Below are 12,112 nucleotides of genomic sequence, written 5' to 3'. Positions count from 1 at the left end.
ATAATAATAGGCATCCTCTTATGAGGATGCCTATTTTGCGCTTATCATGCTTATCGATAAGGGATAAGGTGTATAAAATCCATGATTTTGGTATAATAAATAGTATATGTGTATTATCCATATGTTATTTATACGATACATGTGCATTTAAATATAGAGGACATTATGACTACAAATACAAATGACGTACAACAAATAATTTATAGTGAATTAGGATATAAATCGATGCCTTTCCCATATACGACCCCTGCTACGCTTGAAGCCTATGCAGGATTGCTTGGAGTTTCTGCGCCAAATCCAAAAACTGCAAGGGTATTAGAATTGGGTGCAACCTATGGTGGCAATATTATTTCTCAAGCCTTATTTAATCCTGAGGCGACATTTGTAGGTGTTGAACTTTCACAAGAACAAATTGAAAAGGGCAATGAAGTTATTGCCAATGCAGATCTAACAAATATTTCCTTGATTCAATCTGATATTGCATCTATTGGTAGTGAATTGGGGACATTTGATTACATTATTGCTCATGGTGTTTATTCCTGGGTGGATAATGATGTAAAGGATGCATTACTACGCCTTATTGATGAACATTTAGCAGAGGATGGTATCGCTTATGTGTCCTATAATACCTATCCAGGATGGCATACAATGGAAGAAGTCCGTCAATTGATGCTGTTTAGCAACCGTGATAAAGCACAATTTAACCATAAGGAAAAGGTACTTCATGGTAAAACAGTGGGAAGTATTGTAGGCAGCCAAATCTTAAAATACGATAATCTAAAAGAGCGAAATAGTAAGTTCTTAGGTGCCCTTCGTTCTGTTATGCAAAAGGACGATTACTATGTTGGTCATGACCATTTAGAACCTAATAATGATCCTGTATATTTCTATCAATTTAATGATCATTTAAAAGCGCATAATTTAGCATATTTATGTGATGCTGATTTAACATTATCCATGGTGCGTAGTTTTGATTCTGATATTGCAGATACATTAGAGAAACTTGCCCCGAATGATCATGTAGCTCAAGAACAGTATTTGGATTTTATGTTGGATACAACATTTAGAAAATCTATTATCTGTAAGGCTAATCACGGACAAACTGTATCCTATGATATGGGAACCCCTGAACTTGTAAATTCAGTACCTATGCGTACTATTATTAATAGTTTTACCTATACTATTCTCTTTGATGAAGAAGCTCTATCCATATTTGAGAATGATATTGTGCGCGATACATTCCGATCTATTATTAAAGACGGTGGCCAGTTCAATATGATTGAGGCGTTAGCGATTGTGAAAGCTGCTAATGATGCTGCCAAGGGTGATGATGAAAGTCTAGAAACTGCTGTTAATGCATTATATGTTGCTATGGCAGAACATATTGTACGAGGTGGCTTACGTTTCTTTAAACATCCATATGTAAAATCCTTCTATATGGAGGGGCAGTCCTTCGTACCTGCTAGATTTACAAAATTTGTGAAAGCCATTGTTGAAGGTGGTTCAGAGCTTATGTATGGTGCAACCTCCGATAATGATGCGGTAGACAATTTATCCGATGAAGATTTGATGTTTATGGAGATTCTAAATAAGCCAAAGGCAAAATCTACCATTATTAATACTATTAAAAAGAATATTTTCGGTGGTAATCAAGGTGGGCAAGCGAAAAATCAAACGGCTATGGCCGAGGCCTTTTATACTGAATTGACTAAACGTATGGAAACATTAGGATACTTAGAAAATAAAATTAAATAAGTAATATGTATAAAGACTAATTCTTACCATTAAGGATTGGTCTTTAATTTTTTATTTTTTATATTTTCAAATTATTTTATAAATATTACATTTAGTTATGATAAGTTGCTAAAAAAATATAGGAAATATGAAGAAATATATGAAAAATACATGAAGTAAAGATGACTTTTGTGATATACTTTATATGAGTGATTTTGTGTACATGTATATAAGATGTGGTTGTAATACACCATGTTTTATGTTGTTAGTAAAAGTATATTGTAAAAGGAGTTGTTCCCATGGCGTCTAAAAAGGCTGTGCTAGTATATATACTAGAAATCCTAAGAGATGAAACAGATGCAAATCATACGCTCTCCCAAGAAGAGATACGTAGCATCTTAGCAAAAAAATATGAATTGACGGTAGACCGTAAAACTTTGGGCCGTCATCTAAATGATTTATATGAATCTGATAATTTCAATATTAAGTGTGAAGAGTCTGCATTAGGTGCAGATGGCTCTATTCGCCGCACTAATTTTTATATGATTCATCCCTTTGAAGAAGCAGAATTACATCTGCTAATTGATGGCTTATTGGCATCTCGTCATATCAACCCTAATCAGCGCCAAGATTTAATTAACAAGGTTTCATCATTAGGTAGCCGTTACTTTAAATCTCATGGAGGGCAAATTAATAGCACTTCTGGCTATCTCATGAGAAGTCAGGAGTTATTCCTAAATATTGATCTCATTGAAAAAGCAGTTACGGAAGGGAGAAAGATTTCGTTAGTATACTATCAGCCTGATGTAGATAAAAAACTTCATCCAAATCTTGATGCAACAGGTAACGAACGAAATTACATTTTTAACCCATACCAATTAGTGGCCAGTCGTGGTCAATATTATTTGGTTGGAAATCACGATAACCACGATGATATGTCTACGCTTCGGGTGGATAGAATTGGACAGATTAATGTACTAGATATACGTCGTAAGCCATTGCGAGATATTCAAGGTTATCACAATCAAAATACCTTCAATGTGCAACAATACATGAATGAACATATTTATATGTTTGGTGGTGAATCAGTAACCGTATCCTTTGAAGCGAAGCGGAGTATTGTAAATCAAATCCTCGATTGGTTTGATGGAAATGTAACATTTACAAAGGTGACAGATCACAAGGTGGAATGTCGAGTTCATGTTAATCGAGAAGCATTTAAATATTGGGCACTACAATATATGCAAAGTGTGAAAGTGTTGTCACCTTCATCATTAGTGTTTGATGTACGTGAAGCTATTCGAGATGGATTAGCACAATATGTGTAAAAAAGGAGCTATTGAGTAATCAATAGCTCCTTTTGCATGCTCTTATAGAACATGCATTTTTTCTGCTTCTTTATAATCTTTTAATACAGAACGTGGAGGTAATTTGTCTAAGATGCTGACAATGTAAATCGCAATAGAGGAGAAAATAAATCCTGGTACGATTTCATAGAGGCCTAAGAAGGCAAATTGTTTCCAGATTAAAACGGTAAGACCACCTACAACGATGCCCGCAATACAACCACGGCGTGTCATGCGTTTCCAAAACAGGGAGAAGAGTATGGCCGGACCAAAAGCGGCACCAAAGCCAGCCCATGCATAAGCAACCATAGTCAAGATAAGACTATCAGGGTTTAATGCTAGGAAAATAGATACTGCAGCCACTAATAAAACAACGATACGACTTACAAGAACGAGTTCTTTATCGGATGCTGTTTTATGGATGATATTAGCATAAAAGTCATTAGAGATAGCAGAGGCTGTTACCAATAATTGTGCAGATGCAGTACTCATGATAGCTGCTAGTACAGCGGACCAGATAAGGCCAGCTACAAATGGTGTAAATAAACGTTCAGTCATAACGAGGAAGATTGTTTCTGCATCAGTGCCAACTAATCTTTCTGGTAACATATATACATTGCCGATGAGACCTACGAAGATGGCAGCTAATAAGGAGAGGATAACCCAAACCATAGCAATATTCGTTGATTTTTTTAATTCCTTAGCATCGGAAATGGCCATGAAACGTACTAAAATATGTGGCTGACCGAAATAGCCAAGGCCCCAACCTAGAGACGAAATAATACCGATAATGAGTGCAAACATATCGCTCGTATCACCAAATAGGTTTAAACCTTGTGGGAATTCGCTTTGAATCAGTTGCATCGTTTCAATCGGTCCGCCTAAGTACATGGCTGCAGTAATCGGTACTGCTAAGATAGCAAAGAACATCAAAGCACCTTGAATGCAATCTGTCCAGGATACGGCGAGGAAACCTCCAAGGAAGGTATAGAAAACTACGATGCCTGCTGTAATAAATAGGGACAATGTGTAGTCTAAACCAAAGATGGTGTTAAATAATTTACCACCTGCCACAAATCCAGAGGATGTGTAGATAAGGAAGAAGATTAATATAAACAATGCGGAAATAACAGCTACTGAATGAGATTGATCGTGGAAGCGATTCTTTAAATAATCCGGTAGCGTTAAGCTGTCACTAGCTACCTCGGTGTGGTTGCGCAGTCTACGGGATACGAATTTCCAGTTAGCCCAAGTCCCCAAGGTAAGACCTACGGCAATCCAAAGGCCTGAGATACCTGTCGTATAGGCTAAGCCAGGTACGCCCATAAGCATCCAACCACTCATGTCTGATGCCTCGGCACTTAATGCGGTAATCCAAGGGCCTAGCTGGCGACCGCCCAGTATATAGTCCCCAATACTATTAGATTTGCGATAGTAATAGACGCCAATGTACATCATCAGTCCCAAATACAAGGCAAAGGCGATTATAATCATTAAATTGTCTTGTGTCATGCCTATATAAAACCTCCTTAAGATTGTATCATCAAGATTGTATCATCACGTTAAAATACATAATAGTTATTGTACCATAAATTATGATTCTATAGGATAAAGAAATAAAGGAATTTATACAATGGTCATGTAAATTTTGCTAAAAATGAATGAGATAAATCGATGATATTAAATGTAAAATGACTAAAAAAATGATACAATATATAGATACAATAGTTTGTTTTCGGTAAATTCTATGCTACATTAAGTATATTTTTATAGTAACGATAGTGAAAGGAGGAATACGATGGTGACTAATAATCTACGTAACCGTGCCTTGCAATTATTGCAAACCTACTTTGGGTATACCTCTTTTCGCCCAGCTCAGGAGGCACCGGTAGCATCTTTATTACAAAATGAGGACGTAGTAGCTATTATGCCTACAGGCGCAGGGAAATCGATATGCTTTCAAATTCCAGCCCTCTGTAAATCGGGCATATCCATTGTGTTTTCACCCTTAATATCGCTTATGAAAGATCAAGTAGATAGCTTGGTGGATCAAAATATACCGGCTGCATTAATCAATAGTACACTAACGCAAACTGAATTTAATAAGACCATGTACGAGGTGCGTAGTGGAAAGATTAAATTACTATATATTGCACCAGAACGACTAGGATCTAATTTCTTTTGTAATGTATTACGCTCTATGCCGATTTCCCAAGTTATTGTCGATGAAGCACACTGTATTTCACAGTGGGGCCATGATTTTAGACCGTCCTACAGATTGATTGGCGATTGGCTATCTAGTTTGCCTAAACGTCCCGTAGTAGGGGCTTTCACAGCGACTGCTACGAAGGCAGTAGAAAATGATATTAAAAAATTATTAGGCTTAGATTGTGCAAATGTGTATGTTACGGGATTTGATAGACCTAATCTATCGTTTTCTGTAGTGCGTACACCTAAACGGATGGATTATATAGTAGATTATGTGCGTCGTCATAGCAATGAAAATGGGATTATCTATTGCTCTACTCGTAAAGATGTAGAGCGGGTCTATGATAATTTGACGCGTGCCGGCATCCAAACTGGATATTACCACGCCGGTTTATCTGATGAGATGCGCCAAGATATGCAGAATAAATATGCCTTTGACCAATTACAAGTTATGGTTGCGACGAATGCATTTGGCATGGGGATCGACAAGAGTAATGTGCGCTATGTGTTGCATTACCAAATGCCGCGTAATATGGAGTCCTATTATCAAGAGGCGGGACGTGCAGGGCGCGATGGTGCACCGGCGGAATGTATATTGCTCTATAGTGGGCAAGATGTGCGCGTTCATAAGTATTTGATTGAACAAGGTCATCTAGAACCACAGCGTGAGCAGGTAGAACTTAGAAAATTACAATCTATGATTGATTACTGTTTCTGTAGTACATGTCTAAGAAAATATATGCTCGCCTATTTTGGTGAAATCGTTCCGTGGCTCGAATGCAGTAACTGCAGTTCTTGTAATACAAAAGGGGAACGTGTTAATGTTACGAAAGAGGCGAAGGCCATTTTCCGTGCCATCATAGCTACGGAAGAGAGATATGGGGCCTCTATGATTTCCTCCATTGTGCGTGGTGAACGAACAGATCGAATTACACGAGCTAGACTCGATGCATTATCTGTATTTGGTTATTTATCAGATATAGGTGATAAGGAAATAAAAGGGCTGATTCAACAATTTGTAGCCTCTGGCTATTTGCGGAGCTCTACGGGGAAACACCCCATTTTATCTGTTACAGCTGGCGCAGAAGAGGTGTTAGCTGGACATAAAGAGGTAGAAGAGATTCGACAAGAGGTCATTGTACCTTCTCGTAAAACAAAGAAGTCTGCATCTATATCTCGCTCCGAAGTGCCACGGTCTGGCTCAGGTGGCTTATTTGAACATTTACGACAACATCGTAAACAACTAGCCTCACAGCTAGGGGTACCGCCATATATTATATTTCCAGATACGGTACTTATCGATTTAGCCAATGTACGACCAAGTACATTAGGTGAATTCGGCAATATAAAAGGCGTAGGGGAAGCAAAATTGAAAAAATATGGACTTTCATTTTTGGAGGTCATTGAACAATATAAGGGCTAATGATAAGGCGTTATTAGGGCGCATTATATTAAGGGAATGTTACATTCCGTTAGGGGGAACTATGAGCTTAGCAGATACACAATATCTCAATATTATTGAAAATATTTTAGATCATGGTATTTATGGTCAAAATCGAACTGGTATCGCTACCTATAAATTGCCACAACAAATCATGCAGTTTGATTTACAAGAGGAATTTCCAATTTTAACCACAAAATTTGTGGCTTTCAAAACGGCTGTGAAAGAATTGTTGTGGATTTGGCAGATGCAGTCTAATGATGTGCGTAAATTGCAAGACATGAATGTCCGCGTATGGGACGAATGGATGCGTGAAGATGGCACTATTGGCAAGGCATATGGATACCAAATCGCTAAATATAAACAATTGGATAATCTCATCAAAACCATAAAAGAAGATCCAGATAGTCGCCGCATGATTGTTACCTTGTGGAATATTGAGGATTTGCCAGATATGGCATTGCAACCTTGTGCGTATGAAACCTTGTGGGATGTAGGTAATGGTTATTTGAACTGTATGCTCATTCAACGCAGTGGCGATATGGGCCTCGGTGTTCCGTTTAATACGGCTCAATATGCAGCTCTTGTGTGTATGATTGCTCAAGTAACGGGCTTGAAACCGGGAAAATTCACACATGTTATTAATAATGCACATGTTTACGAAAATCATGTAGAAGCATTGCGTGAGCAGTTGGCTCGTCGTAATCAAGCGTTACCGGCACCGACAATTCATGTAAATCCAGACATCACCGATTTTTACGATTTTACACCAGAAGATATCGTGTTAGAAGGGTATGAACATTTAGGCAAATTGGCTATGACCGTAGCTGTTTAGGGGGATACTATGTTAGCACTTATCGTAGCGGTGGCACATCATCGCGTTATCGGCAAGGATAATTCTTTGATTTGGCATTTGCCGAATGATTTGAAATTCTTCAAGGAAAAAACGACAGGCCACGTTATTATTATGGGGCGTAAGACCTTTGAAAGCTTGCCTTTTTTGTTGCCCAATCGAGAGCATTGGGTGATTACAACAAATAAAGGTTTTAATGCACTGGAAGGGGTTCGTGTATTCTCCTCACCAGAGGCTGTTGTAGAGGCTGCAAAAAATCTTGATGTAGCCTATGTGATTGGGGGTGCCCAAATTTACGAAGCTTTTTTACCTTATGTAGATGTAATGCACATTACGGAGGTCGACCATGTATTTGAAGGGGATGCGCATTTCCCTGAATTCGATGCATCAGCTTTCACCATTACCTCTGTTGTAGCGGGGACTGTAGATGATAAAAATAAATACCCTCATCGATTTGTAACCTATGAAAGAAAAGGACATAACTAATGGAATCAATGTTTGCCATTATCGCAAAGGAATTAGGCGTTAAGACCGGTCAAGTAGAAGCTGCGGTTACTCTATTAGACGAAGGAAATACGGTGCCGTTTATCGCTCGTTACAGAAAGGAAGTAACAGGCGAACTACAAGATGAACAGCTGCGAACTGTTGAAGAACGTATTAAATATTTGCGCAATTTAGAAACACGACGCCAAGAAATCATCAATGCCATTACGGAACAAGACAAGATGACTGATGAATTGATGGCATCTTTGATGAAAGCTGTAAAATTACAAGAATTAGAAGATTTGTATTTACCATATCGACCTAAGAAACGGACACGGGCCATGATTGCCCGTGAACGAGGACTAGAGCCTTTAGCAGATATGATTTTGAATGATACGGTCACATCTGGTAACCCTCTAGATATCGCAAAGGAATATATTTCTGAAGAGGTGCCTACGCCAGAGGATGCCATTCAAGGTGCATCGGATATCGTTGCAGAAATCGTCAGCGATAGTGCTGATTTCCGTGCTACCCTTCGCAATCGTATGTGGAAGGAAGGTTTTATCCAAGCGGAACTCGTTGAGGATAATGAGCACAAGGACCAATTCCTTCAATATAATGAGTATGCTGAACCAGTACGTCAGATGCCGTCCCATCGTATCTTGGCGGTTAATCGAGGCGAAAAATTAGGGGCTCTTAAATTGGCTCTAACCGTACCTGATGAATCCTATATTCAATATATGGTGCATGGTATTACTAAAAATGAACAATCTATTTTTAGTGATGTGAAAGCTAGCGCCGTAGCAGATGCGTATAAACGCTTGATGTTCCCTGCTCTTGAACGGGATATTCGCAATGAATTAACCGAATCTGCTGATGAGCAAGCAATTAAGGTGTTTGGCGTAAATCTTAAAAACCTCTTATTGCAACCACCATTGGCAGGCCATGTCATTATGGGCCTTGATCCTGGGTATCGTACAGGTTGTAAGATGGCTATTATCGATGCACAAGGGAATGTACTCGATTATGGTGCTTACTATTTAACAAATAGTGAAAAACTAAAACAAGAAGCACAAAAGAAATTAGCTGAGAAAATTCGTAAATTTAATGTGACGCTCTTGTCTATCGGTAATGGTACGGCCTCTTATGAAACAGAACAATTTGCGTCTAAGATGATTGAAGAGGAAAAATTAGATTGCCATTACATCATTACGAATGAAGCGGGTGCATCTGTATATTCTGCATCAAAATTGGCTATTGATGAATTGCCAGATTTAGACGTAACGATTCGCGGCGCCGTATCTATTGCACGACGTGTACAAGATCCATTGGCAGAATCTGTTAAAATCGATCCTAAGTCTATTGGGGTTGGTCAATATCAACATGATGTTAACCAAAAACAATTAACTCATACATTGGATCAAGTTGTTGAATCTGTAGTTAACCATGTTGGGGTAGAGCTTAATACGGCATCTCCGGCGATTTTGCAGCATATCGCAGGTATTTCTGGTACGGTAGCAAAAAATATTGTAGCATTCCGTCAAGAAAATGGTGGGTTTACTAGTCGTAAGCAACTATTAAAGGTGCCACGCTTAGGTCCTGCAGCATTTACTCAGTGTGCCGGTTTCTTGCGATTAAATGGTGCAAGGAATCCATTGGATAATACATCTGTTCATCCTGAGTCTTATGAATTAGCGGAACGTATCATTGGCGAGCTAGGTTTTACATTAAAGGATTTACAAGATAAATCACAACTTGAAGCATTACAGGTCAAATTACCATTGGTTGATGTAGATAAGATGGCGCATAAGCTTGATGCGGGCGTTCCCACTGTACGAGATATTATCGCTGCCCTTGCTAAGCCAGGTCGTGACCCACGGGAAGATTTACCAGCACCTCTGACACGTAAACATGTAGTAAGTCTTGAGGATATCAAGGTTGGTACAGTTGTAAAAGGTACGGTACATAATGTGGTAGATTTTGGTGCCTTCATCGATTTTGGTTTAAAAACCAATGGTCTATTACATCGTAGCGAACTATGTAAGGCAAAACAACATCCTTCTGATGTACTTGCGGTAGGTGACATTATTGAGGCAGAAATTATTTCTGTTGACGTAAAGCGAAATCGTATCGGATTATCCGTCAAGTCATTGAGAAATAAAGACAAGAAAAAGGCGTAATCTCTTTGGGGTAATTCGTAAAAGTTTATATATGTCAAAAAGGTACATGATTAAAAGGAGCTCTTTAGGTAATAAAGATCTCCTTTTTTATAGTTAGAGTTATCGTAAAAAGTGATAAGCATATCGATTTTGATATAGATTAAAGCTATTGAGAATGCACTAAAATCGTTATATCGAAAATAATAAAATAGATTGAAATAATTAGATGTTAGGTGTATGATGAAGCCATAGAAAGTAATTAATAGTCATTATCCATTAAGGGAGGATACTATGAGTTTAAACATTAAAGAAAAATATGGTCTTTTGATTAATAATGAATGGGTACCAGCATCTGATGGTGCTGAGTTTGCCGTATATAATCCTGCAAATGGCGACCAACTCGCTATTTGTGCAGAGGCTACACAGGCCGATGTTGATAAAGCTGTAGAGGTTGCAACAGAGGCTTTCAAAACTTGGAAACATGTATCTCAAGTAGATCGTGCTGATTATTTATTGAAAATCGCAGATGCTATTGATGCGCATAAAGAACATTTGGCACAAGTTGAAACCTATGACAATGGTAAACCAATCCGTGAAACATTAAACGTGGATATTCCACTTGGTGCAGACCATTTCCGTTACTTCGCCGGCGTACTTCGCGCAGAAGAAGGTTCTGCACAAGTATTTGATGAAAATACATTGAGTCTTGTTGTGCGTGAACCAATTGGTGTAGTTGGTCAAGTGGTACCTTGGAACTTCCCGTTCCTAATGGCTGCTTGGAAATTGGCACCAGCTCTTGCGGCAGGTTGTACGGTTGTCATCAAACCTTCTAGTCATACATCTCTTAGCCTTTTAGTATTAGGCGATATTTTGAAAGAAATCTTGCCTCCAGGCGTTGTAAACATTATTACGGGTAAAGGTTCTAAATCTGGTCAGTACATCCTAGATCATCCTGGTTTCAGTAAACTTGCTTTCACAGGCTCTACAGAAGTAGGTCTTGATGTATATAAAGCGGCATCTGAACGCTTGATTCCAGCTACATTGGAATTAGGTGGTAAATCTGCGAATATCTTCTTTGACGATGCGAACTGGAAACAAGCTCTTGATGGGGCAATGCTCGGCATCCTCTTTAACCAAGGTCAAGTATGTTGCGCCGGTTCCCGTATTTTCGTACAAGATACAATTTATGATAAATTTGTAGCTGAACTTTCTAAATTATTTGATAAGGTAAAAGTTGGCTTGCCTTGGGATGAATCGACTCAACTGGGTTCCTTGATTTACGAAGATCAAGTTAAGAAAGTACTTAGCTATGTAGAACTAGCTAAAGAAGAAGGGGCTCGCGTCGTAGCAGGTGGTGTACGCGTTACCGATGGTGAACTTGGTAAAGGTTGTTTCGTAAGACCGACACTCATCGTGGATGCGACAAATGATATGCGCGTAGCTCGTGACGAAATCTTTGGTCCGGTGGCAGTAGTGATTAAATTCCATAGCGAAGACGAAGTAATCGAACAAGCCAATGATAGTCTATACGGTCTTGGTGGTGGCGTATTTACTCAAAACCTTAACCGTGCTATCCGTGTAGCTCGAGCAATCGAAACAGGTCGTATGTGGGTTAATACATATAACTCCATCCCAGCAGGCGCACCATTCGGTGGTTACAAACAATCTGGTATCGGCCGTGAAACTCACAAAGTTATCTTGGAACACTACACTCAAATGAAAAACATCATTGTAAATTTGAGCGATAAACCATCTGGTTTCTATGATTTAGATTAATAATTTAATAGCTTCTCCTTTTACTTATATTTGATAAGAAGGCACCTCGAAGAGGTGCCTTTTTTGCATTATCATACTATTACTTAATTTTATTCTACTTAGTGTTTCTGAG

Annotated in this window: 8 protein-coding genes; 7 read left to right on the top strand and 1 reads right to left on the bottom strand. The window is 38.7% G+C overall.

Annotated elements, in window-relative coordinates; genetic code table 11:
* The first annotated feature begins 165 nt into the window (after nucleotides 1-165).
* Both VEI_RS07340 and VEI_RS07335 read left to right on the top strand, forming a co-directional pair.
* Nucleotides 166-1,755, top strand: a complete 1,590-nt coding sequence (locus tag VEI_RS07340) for a class I SAM-dependent methyltransferase (RefSeq protein WP_059363863.1) — start codon at nucleotides 166-168, stop codon at nucleotides 1,753-1,755.
* A 278-nt stretch (nucleotides 1,756-2,033) separates the two neighbouring features.
* Nucleotides 2,034-3,062 (top strand): helix-turn-helix transcriptional regulator, encoded by a 1,029-nt coding sequence (locus VEI_RS07335; RefSeq protein ID WP_059363861.1) that lies wholly within the window; start codon nucleotides 2,034-2,036, stop codon nucleotides 3,060-3,062.
* Between the two features lie 42 nt (nucleotides 3,063-3,104).
* Here the strand turns inward: VEI_RS07335 and putP are convergent, their stop codons facing one another.
* Nucleotides 3,105-4,592: a sodium/proline symporter PutP gene (gene putP / locus VEI_RS07330; RefSeq protein ID WP_059363859.1), complete on the bottom strand. Its 1,488-nt coding sequence runs from the start codon at nucleotides 4,590-4,592 to the stop codon at nucleotides 3,105-3,107.
* A gap of 286 nt (nucleotides 4,593-4,878) precedes the next feature.
* Between putP and recQ the strand changes: the two genes are divergently transcribed.
* From recQ to VEI_RS07305, 5 genes are all read left to right on the top strand, one after another.
* Entirely contained in the window at nucleotides 4,879-6,711 is a 1,833-nt protein-coding gene (recQ, locus tag VEI_RS07325) for a DNA helicase RecQ (RefSeq protein WP_059363856.1), read from the top strand.
* A gap of 61 nt (nucleotides 6,712-6,772) precedes the next feature.
* A complete protein-coding gene (locus VEI_RS07320; RefSeq protein WP_059363851.1) occupies nucleotides 6,773-7,564 on the top strand; it encodes a thymidylate synthase in 792 nt (263 codons plus the stop codon).
* A 9-nt stretch (nucleotides 7,565-7,573) separates the two neighbouring features.
* Nucleotides 7,574-8,068, top strand: coding sequence for a dihydrofolate reductase (locus VEI_RS07315; RefSeq protein WP_059363846.1), 495 nt, complete (start codon nucleotides 7,574-7,576; stop codon nucleotides 8,066-8,068).
* On the top strand, nucleotides 8,068-10,245 hold the full coding sequence (locus VEI_RS07310; protein WP_059363844.1) for a Tex family protein: 2,178 nt from the start codon (nucleotides 8,068-8,070) through the stop codon (nucleotides 10,243-10,245). Before VEI_RS07315 ends, VEI_RS07310 begins: the two co-directional genes overlap by 1 nt.
* Nucleotides 10,246-10,515: 270 nt before the next feature.
* Nucleotides 10,516-12,000 carry an aldehyde dehydrogenase family protein gene (locus tag VEI_RS07305; protein ID WP_059363843.1) on the top strand — a complete coding sequence of 495 codons (1,485 nt, stop codon included), beginning with the start codon at nucleotides 10,516-10,518 and terminating at the stop codon, nucleotides 11,998-12,000.
* Nucleotides 12,001-12,112 lie beyond the last annotated feature (112 nt).

The organism is Veillonella tobetsuensis (assembly GCF_001078375.1).
Classification (GTDB): Bacteria; Bacillota; Negativicutes; order Veillonellales; family Veillonellaceae; genus Veillonella; species Veillonella tobetsuensis.
The sequence above is the reverse complement of the archived record's forward strand: the minus strand, read 5'-3'. Positions and strand labels throughout refer to the sequence as shown.

Coding starts and splice junctions, on each gene's coding strand:
- putP (WP_059363859.1), bottom strand. CDS start 4,592: ATGACACAAGACAATTTAATGATTATAATCGCCTTTGCCTTGTATTTG.
- VEI_RS07305 (WP_059363843.1), top strand. CDS start 10,516: ATGAGTTTAAACATTAAAGAAAAATATGGTCTTTTGATTAATAATGAA.
- VEI_RS07335 (WP_059363861.1), top strand. CDS start 2,034: ATGGCGTCTAAAAAGGCTGTGCTAGTATATATACTAGAAATCCTAAGA.
- VEI_RS07320 (WP_059363851.1), top strand. CDS start 6,773: ATGAGCTTAGCAGATACACAATATCTCAATATTATTGAAAATATTTTA.
- VEI_RS07340 (WP_059363863.1), top strand. CDS start 166: ATGACTACAAATACAAATGACGTACAACAAATAATTTATAGTGAATTA.
- VEI_RS07315 (WP_059363846.1), top strand. CDS start 7,574: ATGTTAGCACTTATCGTAGCGGTGGCACATCATCGCGTTATCGGCAAG.
- recQ (WP_059363856.1), top strand. CDS start 4,879: ATGGTGACTAATAATCTACGTAACCGTGCCTTGCAATTATTGCAAACC.
- VEI_RS07310 (WP_059363844.1), top strand. CDS start 8,068: ATGGAATCAATGTTTGCCATTATCGCAAAGGAATTAGGCGTTAAGACC.